The organism is Halohasta sp. A2 (assembly GCF_056175805.1).
In genome coordinates this window covers 1-25,725 of the sequence record NZ_JAQFWV010000046.1, presented here as the reverse complement: position 1 = coordinate 25,725, position 25,725 = coordinate 1, and the positions used below count along the sequence as shown (strand labels likewise).

Annotated in this window: 18 protein-coding genes and 2 pseudogenes; 12 read left to right on the top strand and 8 right to left on the bottom strand. The window is 52.8% G+C overall.

The features are described from left to right. Nucleotides 1-90: 90 nt before the first annotated feature. The 4 genes from O2S87_RS12750 to O2S87_RS12735 form a co-directional block, all read right to left on the bottom strand. The gene (locus tag O2S87_RS12750) at nucleotides 91-1,617 is read right to left on the bottom strand and encodes a formate--tetrahydrofolate ligase (RefSeq protein WP_475409168.1); all 1,527 of its coding nucleotides are present in this window, start codon (nucleotides 1,615-1,617) and stop codon (nucleotides 91-93) included. A gap of 161 nt (nucleotides 1,618-1,778) precedes the next feature. Further along, nucleotides 1,779-2,978 carry an alanyl-tRNA editing protein gene (locus O2S87_RS12745; protein ID WP_475409167.1) on the bottom strand — a complete coding sequence of 400 codons (1,200 nt, stop codon included), beginning with the start codon at nucleotides 2,976-2,978 and terminating at the stop codon, nucleotides 1,779-1,781. 126 nt (nucleotides 2,979-3,104) lie between these two features. Then, the gene (locus tag O2S87_RS12740; RefSeq protein ID WP_475409166.1) at nucleotides 3,105-5,657 is read right to left on the bottom strand and encodes a GcvT family protein; all 2,553 of its coding nucleotides are present in this window, start codon (nucleotides 5,655-5,657) and stop codon (nucleotides 3,105-3,107) included. Between the two features lie 258 nt (nucleotides 5,658-5,915). Further along, a complete protein-coding gene (locus tag O2S87_RS12735) occupies nucleotides 5,916-8,489 on the bottom strand; it encodes a GcvT family protein (RefSeq protein WP_475409165.1) in 2,574 nt (857 codons plus the stop codon). Nucleotides 8,490-8,632: 143 nt separating this feature from the next. On the opposite strand from O2S87_RS12735, the gene O2S87_RS12730 reads away from it, so the two are divergent. After that, nucleotides 8,633-9,598, top strand: a complete 966-nt coding sequence (locus O2S87_RS12730; RefSeq protein ID WP_475409164.1) for a succinylglutamate desuccinylase/aspartoacylase family protein — start codon at nucleotides 8,633-8,635, stop codon at nucleotides 9,596-9,598. A 130-nt stretch (nucleotides 9,599-9,728) separates the two neighbouring features. Beyond that, nucleotides 9,729-10,922: a DUF8073 domain-containing protein gene (locus O2S87_RS12725; protein WP_475409163.1), complete on the top strand. Its 1,194-nt coding sequence runs from the start codon at nucleotides 9,729-9,731 to the stop codon at nucleotides 10,920-10,922. A gap of 45 nt (nucleotides 10,923-10,967) precedes the next feature. Here the strand turns inward: O2S87_RS12725 and O2S87_RS12720 are convergent. Next, a pseudogene (locus O2S87_RS12720) lies at nucleotides 10,968-11,066 on the bottom strand (IS5/IS1182 family transposase); the annotation flags it as partial. A 273-nt stretch (nucleotides 11,067-11,339) separates the two neighbouring features. Between O2S87_RS12720 and O2S87_RS12715 the strand changes: the two are divergent. From O2S87_RS12715 to glyA, 3 genes are all read left to right on the top strand, one after another. After that, on the top strand, nucleotides 11,340-11,792 hold the full coding sequence (locus O2S87_RS12715) for a helix-turn-helix domain-containing protein (RefSeq protein ID WP_475409162.1): 453 nt from the start codon (nucleotides 11,340-11,342) through the stop codon (nucleotides 11,790-11,792). Further along, nucleotides 11,773-12,468 carry an IS630 family transposase gene (locus O2S87_RS12710; protein WP_475409169.1) on the top strand — a complete coding sequence of 232 codons (696 nt, stop codon included), beginning with the start codon at nucleotides 11,773-11,775 and terminating at the stop codon, nucleotides 12,466-12,468. The genes O2S87_RS12715 and O2S87_RS12710 overlap by 20 nt, the downstream gene beginning before the upstream one ends. A 1,096-nt stretch (nucleotides 12,469-13,564) precedes the next feature. Further along, on the top strand, nucleotides 13,565-14,812 hold the full coding sequence (gene glyA, locus O2S87_RS12705; RefSeq protein ID WP_475409161.1) for a serine hydroxymethyltransferase: 1,248 nt from the start codon (nucleotides 13,565-13,567) through the stop codon (nucleotides 14,810-14,812). Between the two features lie 574 nt (nucleotides 14,813-15,386). Here the strand turns inward: glyA and O2S87_RS12700 are convergent. Then, the gene (locus O2S87_RS12700; protein ID WP_475409160.1) at nucleotides 15,387-16,049 is read right to left on the bottom strand and encodes a helix-turn-helix domain-containing protein; all 663 of its coding nucleotides are present in this window, start codon (nucleotides 16,047-16,049) and stop codon (nucleotides 15,387-15,389) included. Nucleotides 16,050-16,546: 497 nt separating this feature from the next. Here O2S87_RS12700 and O2S87_RS12695 point away from each other — a divergent pair, with 497 nt between their 5' ends. Further along, a complete protein-coding gene (locus O2S87_RS12695) occupies nucleotides 16,547-16,972 on the top strand; it encodes an EamA family transporter (RefSeq protein ID WP_475409159.1) in 426 nt (141 codons plus the stop codon). 338 nt (nucleotides 16,973-17,310) lie between these two features. Then, nucleotides 17,311-18,136 (top strand): annotated as a pseudogene (locus tag O2S87_RS12690) (IS5 family transposase). A 151-nt stretch (nucleotides 18,137-18,287) separates the two neighbouring features. Here the strand turns inward: O2S87_RS12690 and O2S87_RS12685 are convergent. Both O2S87_RS12685 and O2S87_RS12680 read right to left on the bottom strand, forming a co-directional pair. Next, nucleotides 18,288-18,938, bottom strand: a complete 651-nt coding sequence (locus tag O2S87_RS12685; protein WP_475409158.1) for a trimeric intracellular cation channel family protein — start codon at nucleotides 18,936-18,938, stop codon at nucleotides 18,288-18,290. A gap of 595 nt (nucleotides 18,939-19,533) precedes the next feature. Continuing rightward, a complete protein-coding gene (locus O2S87_RS12680; protein ID WP_475409157.1) occupies nucleotides 19,534-20,532 on the bottom strand; it encodes a transposase in 999 nt (332 codons plus the stop codon). Between the two features lie 394 nt (nucleotides 20,533-20,926). On the opposite strand from O2S87_RS12680, the gene tnpC reads away from it, so the two are divergent. The 5 genes from tnpC (at nucleotide 20,927) to O2S87_RS12655 (ending at nucleotide 25,515) form a co-directional block, all read left to right on the top strand. Further along, complete coding sequence (gene tnpC, locus O2S87_RS12675) at nucleotides 20,927-22,384, top strand: IS66 family transposase (RefSeq protein WP_475409156.1); 1,458 nt, start codon at nucleotides 20,927-20,929, stop codon at nucleotides 22,382-22,384. A gap of 290 nt (nucleotides 22,385-22,674) precedes the next feature. Beyond that, a complete protein-coding gene (tnpA, locus tag O2S87_RS12670; protein ID WP_475409155.1) occupies nucleotides 22,675-23,067 on the top strand; it encodes an IS200/IS605 family transposase in 393 nt (130 codons plus the stop codon). 2 nt (nucleotides 23,068-23,069) lie between these two features. Then, the gene (locus O2S87_RS12665; protein ID WP_475409154.1) at nucleotides 23,070-24,329 is read left to right on the top strand and encodes an RNA-guided endonuclease TnpB family protein; all 1,260 of its coding nucleotides are present in this window, start codon (nucleotides 23,070-23,072) and stop codon (nucleotides 24,327-24,329) included. A 12-nt stretch (nucleotides 24,330-24,341) separates the two neighbouring features. Then, nucleotides 24,342-24,611, top strand: a complete 270-nt coding sequence (locus O2S87_RS12660; protein ID WP_475409153.1) for a VanZ family protein — start codon at nucleotides 24,342-24,344, stop codon at nucleotides 24,609-24,611. A gap of 64 nt (nucleotides 24,612-24,675) precedes the next feature. Beyond that, entirely contained in the window at nucleotides 24,676-25,515 is an 840-nt protein-coding gene (locus O2S87_RS12655) for an undecaprenyl-diphosphate phosphatase (RefSeq protein ID WP_475409152.1), read from the top strand. The last annotated feature ends 210 nt before the right edge of the window (nucleotides 25,516-25,725 follow it).

The following is a 25,725-nucleotide window of genomic DNA, read 5'->3' as shown; positions in this document are numbered from 1 at the left end:
CGCGATCGCTAGGTAGCTGAACTCGATTTTCTTTTCGACAACACTACTGAATCGGTTTGTCAATTTGTGCAGCGGTGTCTTCGGCCGATATCAGGTGTCGGGTGGTGTGGAATTCTTAGACAGGCTCCCAAAGTCGTTCATTTTCTCGATATCATCGAGTGCGCTACCAGTATACTTGACATCGTCTGCGCCGTAGATCTCCGTTGCAACTGTGTGGATCTTTGTTTTGATCGAGTCCTCGTTGTCGTAGAGCATCTCGAAATCCTCCTCATTGCTTGTTTCGACTGCACTGACAACGTTCTCTGCGAGGTCAACGCCACCTTCGCTCCCCTCGGCAAAGACGTTCGACTCGGAGGCACGTATGTTTAGGTCGTTTCGGCAGTGATCAAGGACAGTCTGTATCTCCTCGTCGGTGTCTTCGGGGAAGCGATTGACAGAGACCACAACCGAGACACCGAACTTCTGGAGGTTGCGGGCGTGCTTATCGAGGTTATCGAAGCCAGCCTCAATTGCCCCGACACTAGCATCCTCGATTTTGTCGTAGTCGACTGGCCACTGATCCAGCCCGTGGTACTTGAGAGCACGTATAGAGGCGACAAGAACGACTGCATTCGGCGTCATATCGCCCATTCGGCAGACGACGTCCATGAATTTCTCTGCCCCGAGGTCGGAGCCAAAGCCGGCTTCGGTGACAAGGTAATCACCCATCCCAAATGCAGTCTTATTAGCCATCAATGAGTTGGTTCCGTGAGCAATGTTTGCGAACGGGCCGCCGTGAATAAACGCGGGCGTTCCTTCAATCGTCTGGACGACGTTCGGTTTGAGTGTGTCTCGGAGCAGCATCGTCGCTGGGCCGGTGGCCTCAATGTCGTCGACTGTAACCGGCTCATCGTTATCATCGTAGGCGACGATGATCCGGCTAATGCGTGCTTTTAGATCCTCGAGGTCGCTGGCAAGACAGAGAACTGCCATCAGCTCTGAGGCGGCAGTGAGGAGGAAGCTGTCTTCGCGAGGTGTTCCCCCGGTTTTCCCGCCAAGGCCAACGACTGTCTCTCGGAGCGCCCGATCATTCATATCGATTGCACGTGGCCAGGCGACGTTGTTGATGTCTATCTCGAGTTCGTCACTCTGGGAAATTTTGGCGTCTAACATCGCCGCAATGAGATTATGCGCCGAGGTCAGTGCATGGATATCACCGGTAAAATGAAGATTGATGTCTTCCATCGGGAGGACTTGTGACTGGCCGCCACCGGCCGCGCCGCCTTTGACCCCGAAAACAGGGCCGAGCGACGGCTCGCGGATCGCGATCATCGCGTCTTCACCGATATGATTGAGTGTCTGGCCGAGTCCGACCGTCGTTACGGTCTTGCCTTCTCCTTTCGGCGTCGGCGTCATTCCGGTTACCAGTACCAGATTTTGGGCGTTGTCCGCTGACTGATTCCGCAGACGCTCGATCGCGTGATGTTTGACTTTTGCCGTGTATTCGCCGAAATACTGGAGATCGTCGAGGCCAAGCCCCCACGGCTCGACCAACTCCCAAATCGGCTCCATGTCTGTTGATTGTGCAATGTCGTAATCCGTCGGCAGTGGTTCCTGTGTCTCGTTTTCCGAAGCCATCTCGCATTTCGATTCACCGAAGCATCGTAATAATGTTCGCCTATCTGATAGTATTGTTATGATATGTGCTCATGGCTGGCGGATCAATTCTGTTATTCCACAGTGTGATAGATAGTTAACTGGAAATGTGTGTCAGTGACAATGTCGCAACAGTATCTCACTCACGACTCGATTATGTACTCGACAACTGTTTGTGGGTCAGCATCGAGTCCGCCACCCTGTGCGAGCGTTGGCTGTCCGCCCCCACCGCCGCCAAACTCATTGGTAACGTCTATTAGGATATCTGTCGCGTCTTGCGTCCCAGCTGTTCCAACAACGACGAACGTTGAGCCGTTGGTTCCGGCCAGCAAGAACACGTCGGCCATCTCTGTGTCGACCGGGCGGATGTGATCTGCCACGTCGTTCGGGCCGACGTTCTCGATGGTACCGACGAGCCACTCGTTGCCGTTTCGTGTGTATGTGTTCTCAGCGAGTGCTGCCAGACGCGCATCGAGCAGTTGCTGGGTGAGCTCTTCACATTCGGTTCGAACTGTCTTGTTATCCTCAACGAGTCCCTCAACGCGTTGAGCGAGATTCTCGACGCTCGTATCGAGTGTTCGTGCGGCACGGCTGGCGGCACGCTGCTCGTCGACTCGTTGCTGAATCGCAGGGGGCCCGACAGTGAACTCAACCCGGAAGAGATCCTCACCCGGATTCGAGACCTCAAGAACAGTTATGAGGCCGATCTCAGCCGTGTTCGCTACATGTGTGCCACCACACGCAGAAATGTCCCAATCATCTATCTCGACGATACGGACAGTGTCAGCCAATTCAGCGTCGTCTAGATTGATCGCGATTTTGTCGTCTGAACGGGCCTGTTTTATATCCATCTCGTACCAGTCAATAGATCTGCTGTCCCAAACAGCCTCGTTTGCTATCTGTTCGATGGTAATCGGGTCTACCCTATCGGTTGTCCCAGTCGTTTCGAAGTCGATTCGAATTCTATCATCGCCGATATCGAACCCTCCGTACCCCTGAGCATCGAACAGTTTTCGTCCGGCACCGTAGACGACGTGACTCGCGGTGTGTGCACGCATCGTGTACGTTCGAAACGATTCATCGATCGAACCTGCGATTGCGTCGCCCGGCTCAGCTGCTGGTTTGTGGGCGAGTCTATGGACGGTCTCTCTCCCGCGTTTCTGGACATCATTCACTTCCACACCACCGAGTGTTCCTCGATCGGCTGGTTGTCCACCCGCTTCGGCATAGAAGTGTGTTCGATCTATCACCACGTCGCATCCCTCGATCGATTGAATCGTTGCATCGAACGACGTTACATAGGGTTCTTCGGCTGCAAGATTCACTCCGTTCTGCTCTGGCATGCGTAAACTGTCACAGTGTTTGGTATTAAAAGACGGGTTGCACGATCACTCGTCTGAGGACGACAGAGCAGTCGTTGCCAGTGCAAGCCTGGGACGGAAGCCTGACAGCCAGGAAAACTTGGTCGATTATTTCAGCAGTTTGTTTCGGCCGGGATCGAACAGCGGTTCGTCACGAACTGTCGCATCATAGACTTCACCCTCACACAGGATTTGAACTGACGTTCCGGCTTTGGCGTACTCACTCGGGACATACGTGTAGGCGATCGACTCCTGGATGTTATACCCGTAGTCGGCCGCTTGGACGTAGCCGAGCGCCTCATCACCGTCGACCACTGGGCGACCTGTTAACATGATATCAGTTGAATTGTCGAGGGTGAGCGGGGTAATTCGGCTGTCGATGCCCTCTTTACGAGCCGTCTCGAGAGCCTCTTTCCCGACAAAGTCGGTGTCCATATCGACCGCAAACGAGAGTCCAGCCTCGAAGGGATTTGCGTCTGTATCGATGTCAGTGCCCCACAGTCGGAACCCTTTCTCCAAGCGCATCGAGTTGAGTGCGCCGCCACCCATTGGCCGGACAGCCAAATCCTGTCCGGCTTCCCAAAGGGTCTCCCAGAGTCGCCGGCCGTACTCCGTCGGCGTCCACAGTTCCCAGCCGAGTTCGCCAACGTACGAGACGCGGAGGGCAATAACCGGCACGTCGCCGACGTACATCTGTTTGGCTCGGAAATACGGGAAACCGTCGTTGGTCACGTCAGTATCGGTACACCGCTGTAATAGAAGCCGTGACTTCGGCCCCCAGAGACCGATTGTTGACTTTGCACCCTCTTCGACGTGAACAGAGACCGTCTCAGGCGCGTGATCTTCAAGCCAACCACCATGGATCCCCGGCGAGTTGCCCCCACCGGTTGTGAGCATATACTCCTCGTCTCCAAGGCGGACGACAGTAACGTCTGCGAGAATGCCACCGCCCTCGTTCAGCAACAACGAGTAGCGAACCTGCCCGACAGCAATCTCCATATTGTTGCTACAAACTGATTGTAGGAACTCAGTACTGCCAACTCCTTTAATCATGATTGAGCTAAACGAACTCATGTCGAACATCGACACATTTTCGCGTGTATGAAGCTGTTCTGCGCCCTCGATTGGCGAGCGGTTGATCGATTGCCATCCCTCTTGATCGGGGATTTGCTCCGCGTACCGGTCCACAAGGTCTTCGTTCGATTTGTACCAGTGAGGCGACTCCCAGCCGCCGTTTTGATGGAATTCTGCGCCGAGTTCTTTCTCGTGATCGTAGAATGGACTCGTCCGAAGGGGTCGGTGATTGTCGGGCTGCCAGTGCGGTTCGACGATGCAATACACCTGCTCGTAGCGTTTTGCCCCGCGGTCGATGAAGTAGTCTTTCTCACCAGCGTGGGGCTCGAACCGTCGAACATGGATTCCACCGGTATCGACGGGCCCCGAGGGAAGCCGCGGAACGCCGTGTTCCATCCATTCGGCGAGGATCCGTCCATAGCCACCGGAGTGAGTCCACCAGATCGCAAGTCCTGTCCAGAGTCCGTCGACCTCTCTGGTCTCGCCTACGGCCGGCATCCCGTCCGGGGTGAAGACGAAGATGCCGTTCTCCGTGGCTTCATACGCGACGTCTTTGGTCGTCGGGAGCAACTCGTCGAAGGCCTGTTTGGCGGCCTTGTCTCTGTTGCGGTGTGTTGGTCGCTCCCAGTGTTCTCTGCTAAAGCCGCGGACTGACGCCTGACGTTTCTCGGAGTTTTGCCCCATTGACTCAGGATTGACCGAGAGCGACTCGTGGTTGTATGATCCCAACCCGAGCGCATTGCCGTGAGTCCGGAAGTACAGCGAGTAATCCTGATCGCGGCCAACAGGACGGTGTGGACCTTCGCTCATGTACTCGGCAATAGAGCGGTCGCCTGGCACCTCGAGTCCGGTCGTATTGTCGCCAACGGATGTTTCAACATCAGCGAGTTCGTCTATCGGTTCGGTGACGACATACTGGTGTTCAACTGGAGCGATCGGAAGATCAATTCCCGCGAGTTGCCCCGTTTGATACCCCCAGTTGTTGGTTGCGATAACGCATCGCTCGCAGTCGATTCGACCCTTATTAGTCACGACACCGTTGATTTCGCCACCTTCGACATCCAAATCCGTGACCTCGGTATCACCGTAAAAGGCTGCAGTTGAGTTTTCCATATACCACTGAAGTGCCTCAATTCCGTTGACGCGGCCATCGGTCGGTGAGTAATAGCCGCCGAGGATTTCGTCTTCGTTAACTAATGGAAAGTGGTTGGTAACTTCTTCTGGGGAGAGTAATTGTGGTTCGGGCAGGCCGTACGAGGTTGCCCACTCTACTCGTCGGCGAAGGAAATCCATGCGTTCTTGACTTCGGGCGAGTTCGATTCCACCGACCTCATCATACACACCGGCGTCGGAAAGCAGTCGGCTTGTATAGTGGGCAGTCTTCGTCTGTATCTTTGACGGCGAGGTCTGGAATATGATTCCTGGGGCGTGTACCGACGAACCGCCCGTGACCGGAAGCGGCCCTTGATCGATGACGGCAACGTCGTCTGCACCCAGTTCAGTCAGGTGATACGCAACACTGCAGCCGACCGCACCGGCTCCGATGATGACAGTCTCCGCTTGAGAAGGGAGTGTTTCCGTGCTCATATGTCACATCGTGCTGGTTTTGTCACGGTATTAAATACATCGGTGGGGGAAACGGCACTGGTGGAAAAAGCCTTTAGAAGGCTTAAAACAGCCTTATGAATTTTTTTACTGTTGAAAATAATGGCTAAAAACACGCTTGCAATCAAACCACAAAATGACAGGGATTCTAGTTTACTGGTGATGAAATTTGGGTTTTAGCTTATCCGATCAATGTCGGATGGTAACAGTAGCGATGTAGTGTGGTACCTCGTCCGACCACTAGGATACCAGTGGTTCTGACCGGACAGTCGCGGCGTACCGTTCGCCCTCGTACAGAATCTCTACCTCCGTTCCGGGCTCAGCGTAAGCCGGTGGTAGATAGCTGTAGACGACACACGCCCCTTCCGTGTAGCCGTACTCGGCGCTATGGACGTACCCGATTGTCTCGCTGCCGTCGAGCACTGGTCGGTCGTCAAGAACGACCGCTTCCGGATCATCAAGAGTTAGACAAGCAATCTTGTGTTCGATATTGTCACCGGCAGCCGCAGAGGCAACCGCTTGCTTACCGATGAAGTCTGTCTCTAAATCGACAGCCCAACCGAGTCCAGCCTCATATGGGTTGTGTTCAGTGTGGAGATCTTCTCCCCATAGTCGGAACCCTTTTTCGATGCGCAGCGAATCGAGTGCACCATTTCCGTACGGACGGATCTCGTACTCCTCGCCAGCTTCGATGAGGTGTTCCCAGAGGCGTTCGCCGTACTCAGAGGGCGTATACAGTTCCCAACCGAGTTCACCGGCATAAGAGACACGCAGGGCTGTGACTGGAATGTTCTGCACGTAACACTCTTGACTCGTAAAGAAGGGAAAGGCGTCATCCGAGAGATCGACATCAGTGACCTTCGAGAGCACATTTCGGGCCTCCGGACCAGTACAGACCATCGCGGCGAGGCTCGAGGTGACATCATTGACGACGACGTCGTCAGGAGATTGTTCACGAACCCAGGCGACGTGGTTGTTTCCAACCTCTCGACCGGTCGTCAGGAGGAGATATCGATCCTTGTCAGTCCGAGTAACAGTGATGTCGGCACGGACACCCCCTGCCTCGTTACACATTAATGTGTATTTTACATCGCCGACGTCGATGTCCATATTGTTCGTACAAAGGTGCTGGATGAATTCATCGGCATCACTCCCGATGACTTCCATCTTGTTGAACGAGGTCATATCGTGCAGACCCACATTTTTGCGTACGTGCAAAGCCTCTGCACCCTCTATCGGCGACCAGTATTTAGCTTCCCATCCTTCACGCGTTGGAATCTGGTCGCTGTATTCCGCCAGGAGGTCTGAGTTGGAATCAAACCAGTGTGGTTCCTCCCAGCCGGCTTCCGCCCATAGTTCCGCGTTATGTTCTTTGTGAGTGTGGTACATCGGCGTCCGCCGAATATCTCGCTGTTTGTCCGTCCAAACCCATTTTGGATGCATGATATTGTAGACGATCCGGTATTCCTCGCCACCGATATCACGGGTGAAGTCCCAACTCCCCTCGTGATCGTCAAACCGGTTGACATCGCAGTCTGCGAGGTCAATTGGACCTGATGGGAGTTGTGGAACGCCGTTTTCCATCCACTCGGCAAGAGCTTTCCCTGCGCCACCAGCATGAGTGACCCATATCGCTGCTGCCGTCCAGAGACCGTCATACTCTTCGACTGGCCCCATCACTGGGAGGCCGTTCGGCGACTCCGCAAACATCCCGTTGTACTTGTACTCAAGTTCTTCACCAGCTGTCGACGGGAGGAGTTCATCGCTCGCCTGTCGTGGGGATTTGTCAGGTCGATCCGGATGGGTTGCATTCTCCATGTGATAGTCAGTGAACTCGTGGACCGATCCCTGTTCACCGTCCGGGTCGTTTCCGCTGAGTTCCTGTGGATTGGGCACGATCGGCTCGTGATTGTACGAGCCAATGCCGTACGAGTCACCGTGTGTCCGATAATACATCGCGTTGTCCTGATCACGCAGGACCGGTCGATCAGGGCCGACGAGTAGCCGTGTTGCTTTCTCACCGGAGATGTTTTCGTAGTTTTCGAAAAGCGGATGTGTGGTGATATCGACTGCGTTGTCGGCCAGTTCCTCGAGCGATTCGGTCATCGTGTATTGGTGCTCGACCGGCGCGACTGGCAGATTTACATCGAGTTTTTCTCCAAGTTGCCGGGCCCAGATGTTCGTAGCGACGACGACATCATTGCACTCTATTTTTCCCCGCTCCGTGACGACAGACTTGATTTCGCCGTCTTCGTTTTCAACGTCCTCGGTTCTGGTGTGGGGAACGAACTGAGCTCCCTGATCCATCGCTTCTCTGGCAAGTGCGTCGCAGGCGACGACACCCGACACCTGGCCGTCGGTTGGCGAGTAGTAGCCCCCGCGAATCTGATCGGGATCAACTAGCGGAAGACGGTCAGCGACCTCCTCAGGCGAAAGGAGCTGTGGATCTTCGATCCCCCAAGCTTTGGCGTATTCGACGCGGCGCTGAAGGAAATCCATTCGGTCTTCGCTGCGGGCGACCTCGATCCCGCCGACCTCGTTGTAGGCTTGTTCGCCGTCGGCTCCCTCGAGGTTAGAGTACAGCCGGCGACTGTAATCAGCGAACTGGCTGAGAACTTTCGGCTCTGCTGTTTGGAACATAATCCCAGGTGCGTGTGTCGACGACCCGCCCGTCGTCGGCATTGGCCCTTGGTCAACGACGACTACGTCAGATCGGCCAAGTTTGGTCAACTGGTATGCGATGTTACAGCCAACGATGCCAGCACCGACAATGACAGTGTCTGCTTCGGTTGGCAAGCTCTCGGTTGTCTCCATGTATCTAGATGCAACGTGATTTTGACGGATACAAATAGCTATCGCCTATTTTACTCGTGTTTTCAATTTTTTCTCTACTTGTCACTTTGAGTTTCACGTTATTCGAACTGACTTTTTTTATCGCTTCGTTACGGGGCTGAGGTATGGAATACAATTCCGTTAGGCATACTATCTCCAAACTGCGTCTCGACAGCCGTCCCTCTGGGGAAGATCTTACTGTGACCGTCCACCGGTATATAGGCGGAAACGGACCGACCGTCTATCTTCAGGCTGCACAACATGGTATTGAACTCAACGGACCGGCCGTGCTCCGTCGACTACACAAGTTTCTGCTCGGGAGTGAAATGGCAGGAACGGTCATTCTTGTTCCAGTTGCGAATCCACTTGCGTTCGATCACCGTCAGTATATGACTCCTACCGCCTACGACATGTTGGATCCGAATTTGAATCGTGTCTGGCCGGGCGACGGCGATGGCGGGTTCCAAGAACGCTTGGCAGCCGCTCTTTGGGGACTAGTGAGCGATGCCGATGCAGCGGTCGACCTCCACACTGGAACGGCGGATATGCTCCCTCACGTCCGGTATCAGGATGGCGACGCCGCAGCTCAAGAGATCGCGACGGCGTTCGATATGAGCTACCAGCTCATTGACCAGGACAAAACACCAGTCGACGAGGAGTTCAGGGGGATGTTCCGAAGCGCTGTGTCGCGCGCAGGAATTCCGGTTATAACTGTAGAATTAGCGAACAGTCGAATCATGAGCCACCCAGTGGTCGAAGCAGGTGTTGACGGCGCCCGAAATGTGCTTCGATTCCTCGGCTGCCTTCAGTCCGATCCGGACTACTCAACGGATCAGATCGTCCTCCGGAGTGAGGAGCAACCGGTTCGGGCAGCGTCATCAGGATTGTTCGAGGCGCGTCCCGAGATCAACGTCGGCGACGTCGTCGACCCGGGCGACGAACTAGGAACGATCTACTCGCCATCAACGTTCGATCGCCGCCAGCAAGTAACAGCCCACCAAGGTGGCGTTGTATATTCTATCGTTCGCGAGCCGATCACTATTGCTGGTGAACGTCTCGCCAGTATCGCAACGCCGGTTGCGGACAAGTGATCTCAGAACACTCGAATATACCGAATTGGGCAAAGCCTACTAGAATATTTTGACAATGGTATCACTTGAATGGGTTTAATATTCCCCATGCATTGTTATTGTACATATTGTGCTACAAAGATTCAATAGTATGGGTCTACAAACCTCATTCGATATTCTTTCTAGAATCGTTGATCACTACGAGTCGCATGGACGGTCAATCCGGCATGTTAATGCGACACCCACAGGCGAGAACGGAGATCAGTTGGCTGTTCTAATCGAGATTCCCTTGGCACTGTGTTCCGGTTCGGCCACCGACCTTGGACAGGGTCTGTCTCCAGAATCGGCAGCATTAACTGAAGACAACGGACTGCAGATAGAGTTTAGCGCGTCGTCGCTCTTTGAGTCGCCTGAAACTGCCGAGGCAGCACTCTCTACAGATAAAACAGATATTTGCGTTACTGACGACGGGCTACTTTTCACTGCCGCGTTCACGATTAACCCGTCTGGATCACCGGATAGAATGCCGACAGTCACTGACAGCCCAAGCGCTGACTTGAGTTCCGCTAAGTCCATCAGGTCGAGCGATCAACTCGATAAGAAGACTGCATCGACTGAAGAAAAAAATGAAGCCCCAATCACAGACGAACATGATTCGGTCGATGAGGTACTACGTACGGCTCGCGACACCTCTATTCCACCATATGATGATGTTGATTATCTTCAGAAGCTATACAGTCTTTGTAACAATTTCACTGAAATGAGTGAGCAAATAGCGATGGATGTTTCCTCTGAGACAGTCCGTCGATACATGATCCAAGCGAACGTACACGAGCCACATAGCTATGAAACGACCCCATCAGTTTCGGACTGTTTAGAAGACAGCGAAAGCACTCAGTCCCAAACTCAAGAGGATACCCAGACCGAACAGCCCCAAACTCAAGAGGATACCCAGACCGAACAGCCCCAAACTCAAGAGGATACCCAGACCGAACAGCCCCAAACTCAAGAGGATACCCAGACCGAACAGCCCCAAACACAGGACAAAATCGATCTAGCGGCATCTCACTCCTCGATCGTCGGCGAGAAACTCGCGACAGATGGTATCGGACTTCCTAACGGGATCCAGATAGCAGACATTGTAGATGCTGTGGCCAATTCAATGACGGTCTATGAAGTAATGAATCACCTCAAACTGAATCGACAGGAGACGAGTGACATGCTGAAGGAACTCAATCTGTTGGATCTAGTTTCACGGCCAGTTTCATACAATCCCGATGAGGAGCCGATATCTCACGATACGATCGCAAGCCGTATTCGGCAGCGTGAATCAAGCAGTATGTAATCACACTACAGTATTCTGCTCTGTTAAACAGATATTGAGTCACAGTTACATCGGCTCACACAGTGATTCTATGTTGATGATAGCGAACATCAAGACAATTTCACGGAACCGCTGATACCAGCCCAGCGCTCGCACGGCGTATTTATATCCTCTTCGTGCTGAACAGTAGTTGCCGAATCAAATTTTCGTCGAGAGACTCACGACACTGTTTGCTTGGGAATCACAGCGAGTGCGACTCTCCTCTCAGCAGTAGCTGCTCAAAGAGAGTGAGCGAACACTACTCCGACGGCGTTCCCGAGCGATATCTCTCCAGAAGACGCTCACTAACCGGTCTCCCGGTCGAAGTGAACGACTAGCTTAGTGTAGCTTCAAGCGTAGTCTCGCTAGCTTAAGCTCTCTAAGCACGTATCTATACGAATGGGACGAAAGCAGCACGTTGTTGATCTCTCTGATGAGGAGCGGAGGACGCTCGAATGGTTCATTTCGACCGGTGAGCACAAAGCCGAGGACATCACCCGGGCACGTATACTCCTGAAGGCTGACAACGGGCTCACAGATGCTGAAATCTGTGAGCACGTCGGCTGTTCAATCGGAACACCCTACAACGCACGCAAAAACTACTGCCAGCGAGGGCTCGCGGCGATTCATCGCCGCAAGCCCGACCGCGAATATGAACGCAAACTCGATGGCGATGCCGAAGCCCGACTGATCAAACTCGCCTGTAGCGAACCACCAGAAGGACACTCTCGCTGGACTCTCCACCTTCTCGCTGATGAACTCGTTATGCTTGACGAGATCGACTTCGAGTCGATCTCTCACGAAACCGTCCGAGAACGTCTAAAAAAACGTCCTGAAACCGCATCTCTCTAGCTACTGGGAAATTCCACCAGAACAGGACGCTGGCTTTGTCTACTACATGGAAGATGTCCTCGCTCTGTACCACGAACCATACGACGAAACACGTCCAGTCATCTGTTTTGACGAATCCAGTAAGGCACTTCGTGGGCATGAGCGCGATCCGCTCCCGGCCGAACCGGGAGCGGTCGCTCGTGTCGATCACCGTTACGAACGCAACGGGAAACAGCGGCTCCACATCACCACCGAACCGTTGAGTAGCTGGGTAGCCGTCGAAGTTACGGAGCGACGGCGGACGACCGAATGGATCGACCGCATGGTCGAACTGGCGGATGTTCACTACCCGGATGCGGATTGCATCCGGGTTGTGATGGATCAACTCAATACGCACAAACCGGCTGCTTTCTATGACTTTTTCCCACCAGAGCAAGCGAAAGCGTATCTTGATCGATTCGAGTTCCACTATACTCCGAAGCGAGGCAGCTGGCTGAACATGGCCGAAATTTCGATTGGCATCCTCAAACGTCAGTGTCTTGATCGGCGCATCTATGACGCAGCGACCCTCCGAGCGGAGGTCGCTGCGTGGCAGCATCTTCACAATTCGGTTGATCGGCCTATTGACTGGCAATTCACCACTGATGACGCTCGTATCAAACTACGCCAGCTCTATCCAGTTGAGTCGAGAAACTAGTGAGACTACGCTTGAAGCTACACTTAGCCATAGTCTGTGAAAATGAGCCGACGAAAGATCCGCGTTGAAATCGGTGGTTTCTCTAGCCGGATCGTACCAGCAACAAGGATGTTTGCAAGCACCCACAAATTGTACAACGCGACAACGAACAGAAAGTCGGTAGTTCCCATCGAGTCAGCGAATAGCCAAAACTGACGAGATCACGCTCTCAACGACACGTTGGGCCGGAAGTGGGAAGCGCCGACTAACGGTATTGGCATCCCAGCGACCTACAGCCAGCTGGACGCGGGCTGAGCTTGCCCGCGTCCAGAGGCCACCTCGTGAATGAGCGACGGCTTCGCGTCTTGTCTGGACTGACGGCGCTCTCACCGGAGTGAGATCGCCGTCTCTGTTCGACTCACTGAATCGGTCGCTCTGTTCGGGTTTGTTTTGCTCTAGAAATCGAGTCAGCAATCAGGAGCGATGGGAACTACCGACACTGCTTGACACCGAATTTCAATTCCGGATACACTAGCGTCGAAGCAGCACGACAGACCTGTTTTGTTTCAGTCGTCTGGACCATTTTTGAGAAATGCAGTCCAGCCGCAAGAGTCCCAGTTAGGTTCGGCAACTACTGTGAAGCGCGAGGCTTTCTCCTTGATTCTCTGTAATACAGCTTTGATATGATCCAGAGACGATACTCAAATGGATCATTGAGATACACTATCGGGGTGTGGAACTACCGGTTGAAATCGGAGTCTCAAGTTTGATGAACTGCAAGCGGCTTATGTATATCTCAGAAGGCCGGTGTCGGTGATTTGATTAAATTCCTCCGGAAGACGACTGGGATACTGAGCTTTATTCGCTAACTCGTCAGTTGTCGGGGCACCTATGAGCCAGAGACCCTCATCGGCACGCTCTCTCCATACGTCGGTGACGAGGAGTATAGGACCAGCGGCATTCGTATTTACACGTCCAATCAAACTCCGGACACCGAGTCGTGGCGACGCGGTATGCTTGAGCAAACGCTCTGTATCGTCCGCTTCCACATCCGATATCTTTCTTAACATGTTATGTCAACGGAGATGTTATTGACACTCTGGTTCATAGGTCGGATATGACGTACGAAACCGTCCGTGAGACCGATCCAGATGTTGCTACGGCGCTTGAAGGCGAGCGCACGCGGCAAAATGATACCCTGGCGATGATCGCAAGTGAGAACCATGTTTCCGAAGCCGTCATGGAAGCTCAGAGTTCAGAACTGACGAATAACTACGCTGAGGGCTACCCCGGCGGGCGTTACTACGGAGGATGTGAGTACGCTGACGACGTCGAACAGTTAGCCATCGATCGTGCAATTGAATTGTGGGGTGCAGATCATGTTAATGTACAACCTCATTCGGGTTCGCAGGCAAATATGGGGGTCTACCTAGCTGTCCTCGAACCAAATGACAAGATCCTTTCACTTAATCTGACCCACGGCGGACACCTGAGCCACGGTCATCCGGCGAACTTTGCTGGCCAAATCTATGACGTAGAACAGTACGAGGTCGACGACGAAACCGGTTATATCGATTACGAGGGTCTTCAAGAGACAGCCGAAGCGTTCAAGCCTGATCTCATCGTCTCGGGGTACTCAGCCTATCCACGGGAAGTCGAGTGGGAGCGGATTCAGAAAGCCGCCGATGCTGTCGGTGCATACCACCTCGCAGATATTGCCCATATAACCGGTCTCGTCGCTGCTGGTGTCCACGAGTCACCGGTTGGGATCGCTGACTTTGTTACTGGTTCGACTCATAAGACAATCCGCGCCGGGCGTGGCGGGATCATTATGTGTGAGGACGCCTACGCCGACGATATCGACTCCTCAGTCTTTCCCGGGACACAAGGTGGCCCAGCAATGCACTGTATTGCGGGCAAGGCTGTTGGGTTCGGTGAAGCGCTTGATCCCTCATTCGAGACGTACGCCAAACAGACGGTCGCAAACTCACAGGCCCTCGGCGCCCGGCTGATGGATCATGGTCTCTCGCTCGTATCGGACGGCACGGATAACCATCTTGTATTAATCGATCTCCGTCCGTCTCATCCAGAAACAACTGGAAAGCAAGTCGAAGCAGCACTGGAAGATGCTGGTATCGTCCTCAACGCAAACACCGTTCCCGGTGAGAGTCGGTCGGCTTTTAATCCATCCGGAATTCGAGTTGGAACACCAGCACTAACGACACGTGGACTCGACGAAGATGCGTGTCGAGAGGTGGCTGACCTCATATACGATGTCATTGATGCACCAGCTGACGACGGAGTCGTGGCTGAAGTTAGCGAGCGCGTCGATGGCCTGACCACCGAGTATCCGTTGTACGACTGACAGGGACCACACTTTTGAGGCTCAGGTTCGGTAGTAGCCGCTTTTTTGAACTGAATGTCAACTCTGTCCACTCCGTTACGAGCAAATTGTACTCGCTGCTCAACGCAGTCTGCAGCGACTTCATTGCCGATCAATTCAAGATCGGCAGATGTAGTCCAACTTACGACTTCGACAACCAACTCAAAACTACTGAACGGCGTGTTGTTCGAGTTGTTCCGCACTGTTTCACATTGAAATCCAACTCCGGGAACAGCAACGTCGAAGCAGCACGACAGACCTGTTTTGCCTCAGTTGTCTCGACCATCTTTCGACCAACGCGGCCCAACGTTAAGAGGCTCAGCTAGGTTCGGCAACTACTGTTTGCGGCGAGGAGGATGTCATAACTGATTGAGCGCTTTTGCCTCAAGCAACCCAGTCATTCTGCTCTTGGAAAAATAGCTCTCTCAGTGGGTTTATCGGCTGTAGACGCGATAACGTAATACTTTCTAGCACTACTTTTAAGCCGGGCAATTGTCGCATTCATCCCCGGGTACGGTGACCCGGGGAATTCTGCTTGTCACCCTTTAAAAAGATATCACGAATCTTTCGGCTCGCTTTCGGCGATCGTTGCTGCAACGAGGTTCCGAATCCCGCGCCGAAGTCGGCCACTCATTGCTGTCGACGAAAGATCCATCTTACTGGCAACCCCGTCAAGCGTGATATCCCGTGGTTCAGAAAAATAACCTTCCTCGTAAGCCGTTTGGAGTGCAATCTTCTGTTCGCTAGTTAGCCCATAGGGACTGTCCGTTCCAGCGCCGTCGTTTCTGTATATTTTGATAATATCGAGCGTAATATTATTTTTGTTCGTATACTCCCAAATATTTTGAAGCGCCTCCCGGTTGGGTAAGAGTAGCCGTACAAACCACCCCTCGCCTTTAGTCTCAGTGTGAACAAGAAAACCATTAACATCAGTCACAACATTACTAATGAGTTTTGTTTCTGGTGTATGCTCAATGTAATAAATTCCGGCTCCGTCGGTCCAATCAATCAGCGAATAGCTAGCGATAGTCGGATCTTCGTTGAAACCTGCTTCAAGCTCTGTACGGTCATCATATTTTACGAGAAATGGAAACTCGGTACCACCCGGTGCTGTGTTCTCCTGCGAAATAACTCGGATCTGGATATCACTGAGTAACTGTAGCGTTGGAACAAGTGCTATTAGATCGTGCTTAATAACTGCTGTTACTGTTATAGCCATATAGATATCAAAGATAGCGACTTGTTTGATACGGTCCGACAGTGAGCCGTCATTCCTATTTGTATTTGATGAACCATCGTTAGCTGGGAGGTATTAGCAATGAGTTTTAGCTTACAAATAATAATATTAACGACATGGTAGTGTTAAAATTGGATATAGAGAAAATTCCTGCAATAATTTATTAAAAGTGATTAGTGAATCCTATTCACGAACTAAACTCGCAAGTATGTCATAGACTGGATATTGACGCTGTTGCGTGGCACCAGCTGTTCAAAACCTTGCACGAAGTACGATTAAGCGGCCGGGATCGTGTCAGCTAAGTTGTCACAGTCGTATGCTGAGCTATAAATAAATATTCGCTATTCAGCGAAACCGGCTAGGTTCTCGGCATCCCGCTTACGTCTGTCAATTCTAGTGTTACTACTCAATTACACAAAGTACAAATTCAATTACATGAATCATGGATCTTTATGAATGCCGGCGTTTGATATATTTTAATGAGTATACCTGAAATAGATTCAGCTGTATTTTTTGGTTCGATTACAATGGTAACTTGGGGCGTTTGGGTAGTATTAGGAAACGCTGCGTCAGAGTCTATTGATCCGAGAACAGCCGCTGCAATTTCCTACCTAGTTGCAGGACCCCTTGCACTCGGGTACGTCCTCGTTTCAGACGCATCGCTTGTCATTACTGCAAGAGGTGGACTACTCGCCGGTGCGGCCGGGTTATTCACCGGGATTGGCCTTATTTCGATGTACGTTGGCCTTTCGGGAGGCTCAACGACAGTGATTTCTACTCTTGGTGCGATGTACTTTGTCGTCGCGGCTTTCATTGGCATGATTATTCTCGGGGACGAAATCAGGGCAACAAGACTCGCCGGAATAGCGTTCGCAATTATTGGAGTAGTGTTGGTCTCCCAGTAACTTCTTATTGCCCAATTCTATTCGTGTGGTCCACCCTGAACAAGTAACACGTTTTCTTTAGATAGCGGTGCAATCTGTCGATTGTGATTGACAACCTCAGGGGATGTCACCAAGTGGACACTCCTCATTGTGGAGTTAGGTTGGGAACCGACCACCGCTAAAACGGCACTGACGTTGGGCGAGATGCCCTCCGTAACACGCTAAAGCGATCTCAAGACGCCTCTCTGCTAAACCGTGGAAGTAGTACTATATAAGAAATATTGGCTCTGGTGAATCACTAGAAGGCGACGGTTCGTTCGTTAATTCAAACGAGTTGAAGCGGAAGACTGTCGATACCTATGTCGCATATTTCCCGCTTCACGAGCAAAGCGGTCACGTTGGCTAAAAATGTTGTTGGTGACCAAGGCGAAGTCGCCGCCCCTGAAGGGGATGGCGGCTTCGCCGACTACGCACTTGTTTCGCTCCACTGTCTGCGGGTTTACCTCGATGAATCCTATCGCAATGCACTCGATTTGCTGAGCGAAATGCCGCATATTCTCGCCGAGATCGGCCTCGAAGAGGGCGATCTCCCTCATCACTCTACGCTAGTTAAGGCGTTTGATAGGTTCAAAATGAAGCTTTGGCGAGTGCTGCTCCGACTCTCGTCGGAGCTGCACGATCTCTCAGGTCACGCTGCGGTTGATGCCACGTTTTTCGACCGCGAAAACGTTAGCAAGCACTACTGCCGCCGGACGAATTACCGCGTTCAAACACTCAAAGCGACCGCTCTCGTCGATACAGAATCCCAAGCCGTTCTTGATGTTCACTGTACGACCGAGAAAACCCACGACACACACCTCGGCTGGCAGGTCGCCTGCCGCAACGCAGGCGACCTGCACAGCCTCGCTGCTGACAAAGGCTATGACTGATGATTTACGCGAAAAACTCCGAAAAGAGGGTGTGAGACCGCTGATTAAGCGTCGCATCTTCCGACCCATCGACCACGCGCACAACGCGCGGGTCAATGGCCCTCGTTACCGCCAATGATTGATGTGTGAGACCGTCTTCTCGTCGATCAAGCGCACGCACGGCGACGCCGTGCGAGCGCGAACCTGGTACCGAGAATTTCGTGAACTCGTCGTGAAATGTGTCGTTCACAACATCAAGAGAGCCGTGAAACCGTGAAATCAAGAGCTGTATAGCGATTCACCAGATCGATATATTTTTATATTATGAATGTTTCAAGCAGGCGGTGCGACAAAACAGATATAAAAGCCCTCCTTCTACATGCTTGTGAGTTGAGTCGTTCAATAGTTTTTCTGGAGTATGAAATATATTAACATATATCTCCGACTGTCGGAAGATTCCAGTCATATCTAACCGCTGTTAGTCGCATTCCAACGGTCACGACCACACAGGTACCAGCAGCACTCCCACTTGCCCCGATCAGTCCCGTGAGCCAGTACGCAGCCCCTCCGAAGACTGCACAGATTGCATAAAAACCCTCGAAGATAATAAACGGTGAGCGACCAAGCAGAATATTTGCAACCACGCCCCCGCCGGCGGCGTTAATTGTCGCAACCGAAACAATCCCAAATGCTGATACTCCGGTCTCAGTTGCGACGATCGCACCAGCTGTCGCAAACGCGGCAAGCCCGATGGCATCCGCAACAAGAGTCACTAAGTCTGTTTCTAGCGACGACAGGATAACGCTCAACAAGATTGCTAAACAAACACCGGACAACCCAAGGATAATTTCGAGTGGTGACTGGAGCGCCAATGGAGTCCGTGCAACGAGAACATCGCGGGATACCCCACCAGCAAACGCCATTGCCAGTCCAACAATGGTGATATCAAGTATATCGAACTCCTCACGGATCGCTTTCAATGAACCAACCAGTGCAAACGCGATCAACCCAATTGTATTCACCACAGTAAATGGGTCCTGAAAAGGTACTTTGTGGACGGCCAGAAGCGGTTCAAGCACGACGTGAGGTAGTTCAAGAGCAATCTGATTCATTTCGTTGGGTAGGTGGACATGAAGTACCTCGGGGACAAGTCAAGGGAGGTCACAGATTTCCCGTATCCAGCAAATCGCGGGGCGATTTGTGAGACCCTGAGGCTTCACCATTTAGGCTTGTATCGTTGCCGCAGGCGAATTGAATACCCTTCGACCTCCCTGAGTGGGTCGGCTGGAAGTAACACCCGAACGCTCAATACGTCCGTGAGGGTCGGCGGCTCCACCTCGCCCGACAACACCAGTCGTCGTCCGAAAATCTCCGATTTTCGTGATCGCGAAAGACTTCGTCTTTCGAGCGACACCGCCAACAGCGGATTTTGAGAGGAGTCGCACTTCCAAGCTTCCACAGTCAGCATTGTATTAAGATCTTTAATTTGTCTTTGAGGTTTTCTGGCTGTATCTTTTTATATGAACTAGTATCAATTAAATCTTAGTGTCGGCTTCACCCTCGAGGTCAAGTCGTTCAAGAATGCTTGATCCTTGTGATCTCAGAAATATTCGATTTCCGAACGACCCTGGGGCACTCGCCTTGCTTATTTGAGAGGGTGTCATACAATTCATCTCATACCACAAGCTTCGTCCGCCCTGGATTTTCACCCTGTTCGTAGTTCGTGATTGCAACTATTACTCGGAGACACAGTCCAAGGAATGCTTGTACCCGAGCATGGACGCTGCCTCGGGCGCGCAGCGTCCCGAGGCCGCAGTCTGAACACGCTCCAAACGTTCGCTCAACTTGTGTTCGCCGCTTGTAGGTCTCAGCAAGAATCGAACGCTTGAACATCACATCCTCGGTAAATTCGTTGATTCGATCTTCGACACGGTAGTCGATATTGAGTGGATCGCTGGTGTTTCGTGGATTGTATGGGACGATCGGCACGACTCCTGCTTCCAGCAGGAAGTCGTGCCAATCAAGGATATCGTATGCACTGTCTCCAAGCAACCAGATTGGATGCTTGACGGCGAGCGCGTCACGTGTGACGCGCATCGCTGTCTCTTTTGAGGCTTGTTTCGCCTGCGTGAACTCCGCTGCGATTGGTATCTTTGGCCCTGCCGAAACGATGCTGAGACCAAAGCCGTCGTAGAACTCTTCAGCTGTTGGATCGTAGTTCCACGAAGCATCATCATTCCACGCGAGTGCTTCAAGATCGGTTGAGTCGATTCGGAAGGTTAAGTCAAGCAGGCCGCGGGTAGCGGCCTGCTCGACGAGGCGACTGAACACGTCTTCAACAACGAGGTTGAGATCAGTGAGGAACCGATCGACCGCGTCTCTGGACGGCGGTCGATCGAACCCACAGCTAAGCCAGACAGCCGTGTTCTGTAGTTCTCTGGCGACAGGACGTGTCCCGTAGATACCCTTGTAGTAGCAGTGAAGCAAGCCTTTGAACAGTTCTGGTGGATGATGGTCACGTGTTCGCCCCCGACGGGTGGGGGCGAACACGTCATACTCACTGAGAAAATCAAAGTCGAGGTACTCGAAGAGCGGAAGCGTCTCAACCGCCACGAGATTAAAGAACTCGTCTATCCAAGGCTCATCTTGCAGGGTTTGAGTGCTGCTGGACACGGCTTCTCAACCCTGCTCTTTCGTATGCGACGTATTCTATGACACCCTCTATTTGAATCTTTTGGCTCTGTAGTTTCGCTAGACGACAGTCGATTCGGGCTATTTTGAAGTCATCTTCTCAGTTGAAAAAGCAGGAATTTAAACTCGATTTGCCTACATATCTTGATCATTTTGAACAAACCGATAGACTGCAGTTGATTCTATCTATCTGTCCCTAGGCTAACCTTTTTGATGGATATTGAGCCAATTGGTGTGCTGTCTAGCGAAACTACAGAGCATTTGAAAGTATTAGAGTATGTGTTTACCCCCAGATAGATATCGCCAGTCTCTCGTAGGAACACCCTGACTGGTACTGTAGACCGATGCACCAGGCGAGCAAACACACTCCTGAGGGATGGTCTCCAAGCAGGAGACCATCCCGTCTCGCCTGTTAATGACCTCTTCCGAGCCTTCCAAGGAGGAAATCCTCAAGCGGCTAGTTGCGCTTGAGCAAGAGAATGAGAAGCTCCGTGAAGAAAACAAGCAGCTTCGAAAAGAGAACAAACGGCTGAGAGCTAAGCTTCGGTGGTACGAGGGACCGCATACGCCACCGAGCAAGGATCAATCGGACGATGGAGAGTCGTCCTCGTCCAGCGGGGACGAGGACGACGAACAACCACGTACAGACGGCGGTACACCGGGACGAAAACCAGGACACGACCCAGAGTGGCGGTCGGCACCTGATCCTGACGAAGAAGTAGAGGTCACCTGTAACTGCTGCCCAGAGTGTGGCGAACACTTCGACGAGTCGGTGGGCGTCAGCCCCCGACTCGTCGAGGAGATTCCGGATCCACAGCCACCAGAAATCACCCAGTACAACCGTCACTGCTACCACTGTGACTCCTGTGGTACGGAGACGGTTGCGACTCACCCCGACTGCCCCGATGAGGGGCAGTTCGGGGTGAACGTCATCGCCCAAGCAGCACTGTCTCGGTACGATCATCGCCTTCCCTACCGGAAGATCGCTGACCGCTTTGAGCAACTACACGGACTGGATTTGTCAGGCGCGTCCGCGTGGCACGCGACCGAGCGCGCAGCGCGCGCCGGTCGCTGCGAGTACGAGCAGCTCCGACAAGAGATACAAGATGCTGACGTAGTTCACATCGACGAAACAGGCGTCAAACGCGACGGTGAGCAGGCATGGATCTGGACGTTTCGGACAAGCCAGCACACGTTGTACGCAGTCAGAGAGAGTCGTGGGAGTGATGTTCCCGCAGAAGTCCTCGGCGAGGACTTCGCGGGAACGGTCATTTGTGATGGGTGGACGGCATATCCGGCGTTCAGTAGTAACCTCCAGCGGTGCTGGGCACATCTTCTCCGAGAAGCTGAAGACGTTGCTAGTGACCACGAGGAGGCAGAACCGGTGTACCGGCATCTCAAGCAGATGTTCGTCGGTCTCCAGTCGTGGCTGGAGACCGACCCAAGTCCACGTGAACGAGCACAGATGCATCGAGCATGTCAGAACGGGCTCAGATCGCTCGTTGAGCGGTCAGTAACCGCCAAATCAGTGGCAACACTGCTCGGGAAGATCAAAGGTGGGCTCGACCACTGGCTCACCTTCGTCGGTGAGCCAGCGGTCTCCCCGACGAATAATGCGGCTGAGAACGCACTTCGTGAACCAGTCGTTCTCCGGAAAATCATCGGAACACTCCGTAATGACCGAGGAATGTTCGTTCATGAGACAGTCTTGTCCCTGCTGGCGACGTGGCGCCAGCAGGGACGCAATCCCTACGAGGAACTTCGTCGAGTTGTCAGCAGCAATAAGATGATCTCACGAGCTCACGCTGTACCGGCTGTTGAGACTTCGGGGTAAACACATACGATTATTTTATTATTCGATCGTTCCAGCCCCAGGGACTGGTTCGGTCTCACACGGCCCGTTTGGTGTATTCCCGTACTCAATGTGGCTCCACGTAGTGGGATATATGGGCCTTGCAATCGTTTTTGCGTATGCAAGCTATCTTTCTTCAAGGCGAGAATCCCGGCGTTTACGCCGGGCGTGAAGCCGACAAATCCTATACAAATCACAGTCAGTTGCAGGCCGAATACCCCACGACTGCGAACTTTTATTCGAATTGGGTGCGTAAAAATTAGTACGGCCAAATGAAGTACAACCTCGAAACCGGGTCGCACACGGTCTACGCGCTCCAATATCACTTCGTGACCGTCACGAAGTACAGCGCAGACCTTCTCACCGACGAGATAGCCGAACGGGTCGGTGAGATTGCCAGCGACATCTCTGAGGACTTCGGCGTGAACATCCAGAACGTCAACGGCGGGAGCGACCACGTTCACATCCTGTTCACTGCGAAGCCAACGACTGACCTCACCAAGTTCATCAACTCACTCAAGGGCGTCACGTCTCGCAAAATCCGTGATGAGAATCCCGAAGTTCGGCAGGCACTCGACAAGGCGTTTTGGCAACCCGGATACTTTCTCGCTACTACCGGACAGGTGAGCATCGACGTACTAATGCAGTACATGGAGGATCAGTAGCGATGTCTACGACTGTCACCAAAACGTTGCAGGCGACGTTCGCGCCCCCTACCGCTCACAAGCAGGCCAAACTGAACGACTTACTCGAAACCTACCGTGACGGTCTGCAAGAGGCGTTCGACGCCGGGGCAAGTACCATGTCGGCCGTGAGCGACATCGTGACGCCCTACGAGCTGCCGTATCAGGCCAAAGCTGCCCTCTGCAACTACGTCCCGAAACTCCGCAAGACGTACAACGCCAAGGAGTTAGACGACGAACACCCGATACGGCTCACCAACCAAGCTGGGAAGTTTGACCACTCTGAAGACCGCGACTACGAGTTTACGTGGTGGGTTCCACGGGCGGGCCGAGGGACGAACTTCTGGATACCGCTCCGAATCAACCCCGAACAGGAAGACCTCTGGCACGACCTCGTATCGGAGGATGCGAAGGCGGGTGAGATACGGCTTCAGCAGCATCAAAAGAACTGGGTACTACACGTCTCCGTCGAGTACCCAGTCGAAGAACCAGCGACAGACGGTGACGCCACGCACATCGGCTTAGACATCGGAGAAACCGCCCTGATCACGGGCTGTGCCCTCAAGGACGGTTCTCCGACTGACCCGTTCGTGTGTAGCGGAAGCAGAGCGAAGCATCTCCGCAAAGAGATGCACACGACCCTGAAACGACTCCAAGAGCGTGAGGCATCCGAGTGGCGGATTGAAGACCGCTTCTCGCATTACCAGAACGCGCTCACCGATATCGTAGAGAAGGCGTCTCGGCAGGTAGTCGAGTACGCCAAACGGTTCGAGAACCCGGTGTTAGTGATGGAGGACTTGACGTACATTCGAGAACATCTCGACTACGGGAAGTACATGAACCGTCGGCTTCACTCGTGGGCATTCGCCCGACTCCAAGGACGCATCGAGGACAAGGCGATGGAGGCAGGTATCCCGGTCGAGTACGTGAATCCGGCGTACACGTCGCAGACGTGCCACTCGTGCCACCACATCGGTCGGCGGGGCTCCCAAGCCGAGTTCCGGTGTCCGAACGACGCTTGCCACGTTTCGACGTTTCAGGCCGACATCAACGCTTCCGCGAATATCGCACGACGGATCAACCCGTGGGGAGAGAGCGTCCCGCTTGACAAGGCTGGACGCGATGACTCGCCTCGGGATGGGAGCGGTTGTGACACCGCCACGACTCACCGTGAGAAGAGCGTACCAGCGCAGATGACGCTCACGGCCTACGAAGAGTCGAAACCCTCTGCCAGCGACGACTAACTGGTATTCCCCATGCGTGGGAAGCCTCGCCGTTTACGGCGAGGAGGATGTCACACGATCACACTCCCACCATCTCAAGTTCTCTTCACCGTTTTTGTAGTCACTGTCTGTTGCGGCGCTGCAGTGGAGGTCGTCCAACTGAACCTTCCGACACGAACATTCAGTTTTACCGATATTTATGTGAACATGCTCGGTGCTGGCCTTGGAGTTGCACTCTGGTATCTGTTTGATCGACTTGTTGGTCGTCTTCGACAATTAAATGACATGCAACCCGCAGAGTGACTGTGAAAATGACTGATTGACAGAACCGACACGTATTACAACATAACATCAAAATAGTCTGTCAGTGAGTTCAACGGACTTTCTCATCGCTATCCTAGCAGGGGTTATTCAGGGGATTGTTGAGTGGCTCCCCGTCTCGAGTCAGGGCAACCTCGCGTTGTTCTTGACATCGGTCGGAACCTCACCAGATATGGCACTTCAACTGGCATTGTTTTTGCAGATCGGAACGACGATCTCGGCGGCAAGTTACTACAGAGACGATATCACAACTGCATTGGGTGCGGTCCCTGCGTGGCGGCCACACGAAGCGTTTGGAAATGACAATGCGCTTGTTTCGTTTATTTTCATTGCTAGTCTGGTGACAGGGGTGGTCGGTATCCCGTTATACATTTTTGCCGTCGATTTCGCAAGCGAACTGACTGGGGGGCTGTTTGTATCGCTGATTGGTGTGTTATTAATTCTCACAGGCATTCTTCAATTAGTCTCGGAATCCGTTGGAATGGGATATCGAGAAGTGCCGGCATTTTTTGATTCCTGTCTCGTCGGTGCCTTACAGGGAATTGCGATTCTGCCTGGAATCTCGCGGTCAGGAATTACGACAAGCGCGTTGTTGTTCCGGAGCTATGATCCGCCAGTAGCGTTTCGGTTGTCATTTCTGTTATCAATCCCTGCGAGCATCGGAGCCGCAGCACTGACTGTTGTCGGTGCTGGTGGAATTCCAGGGATTAGTTTTTCGGCCGCCATTGGAGCAACTATTGCAAGTGCTGTTGTTGGGTATCTCACGATCGATGCCTTGATGCGGATCGTCGAACGGTTGCCGTTCTGGCTCATCTGTTTCGGGCTTGGCGGACTCGCAGTTGTCGGCGGCGGTATTGTTACGGTTATAACGTCCGCCCCAACTTAAATAAATATGAGTCGGAAATCGATTTGGGAACAACTCTGAGAGGCGGGACTTTGTCTCGAATTTGCCGCAATCAAGACAAATTGTTGGTCGCGTCTCAGAACCGTTTAGACTTCACCTCCAGTAGCCTCAACCGAGGCGGTACAGTGAATCTTCTCGTGGAGTGATTCACACAGAATCTCATTGAAGAACCGGTTGTAGCGATCTGGATCT

Bases quoted from the DNA above. Each gene is read 5' to 3' on its own strand.
- tnpA (WP_475409155.1), top strand. From the start codon at position 22,675: ATGAAGTACAACCTCGAAACCGGGTCGCACACGGTCTACGCGCTCCAA.
- O2S87_RS12745 (WP_475409167.1), bottom strand. From the start codon at position 2,978: ATGCCAGAGCAGAACGGAGTGAATCTTGCAGCCGAAGAACCCTATGTA.
- O2S87_RS12695 (WP_475409159.1), top strand. From the start codon at position 16,547: ATGAGTATACCTGAAATAGATTCAGCTGTATTTTTTGGTTCGATTACA.
- O2S87_RS12700 (WP_475409160.1), bottom strand. From the start codon at position 16,049: ATGGCTATAACAGTAACAGCAGTTATTAAGCACGATCTAATAGCACTT.
- O2S87_RS12730 (WP_475409164.1), top strand. From the start codon at position 8,633: ATGGAATACAATTCCGTTAGGCATACTATCTCCAAACTGCGTCTCGAC.
- tnpC (WP_475409156.1), top strand. From the start codon at position 20,927: ATGGTCTCCAAGCAGGAGACCATCCCGTCTCGCCTGTTAATGACCTCT.
- O2S87_RS12750 (WP_475409168.1), bottom strand. From the start codon at position 1,617: ATGGCTTCGGAAAACGAGACACAGGAACCACTGCCGACGGATTACGAC.
- O2S87_RS12665 (WP_475409154.1), top strand. From the start codon at position 23,070: ATGTCTACGACTGTCACCAAAACGTTGCAGGCGACGTTCGCGCCCCCT.
- O2S87_RS12660 (WP_475409153.1), top strand. From the start codon at position 24,342: ATGCGTGGGAAGCCTCGCCGTTTACGGCGAGGAGGATGTCACACGATC.
- glyA (WP_475409161.1), top strand. From the start codon at position 13,565: ATGACGTACGAAACCGTCCGTGAGACCGATCCAGATGTTGCTACGGCG.
- O2S87_RS12740 (WP_475409166.1), bottom strand. From the start codon at position 5,657: ATGAGCACGGAAACACTCCCTTCTCAAGCGGAGACTGTCATCATCGGA.
- O2S87_RS12725 (WP_475409163.1), top strand. From the start codon at position 9,729: ATGGGTCTACAAACCTCATTCGATATTCTTTCTAGAATCGTTGATCAC.
- O2S87_RS12735 (WP_475409165.1), bottom strand. From the start codon at position 8,489: ATGGAGACAACCGAGAGCTTGCCAACCGAAGCAGACACTGTCATTGTC.
- O2S87_RS12715 (WP_475409162.1), top strand. From the start codon at position 11,340: ATGGGACGAAAGCAGCACGTTGTTGATCTCTCTGATGAGGAGCGGAGG.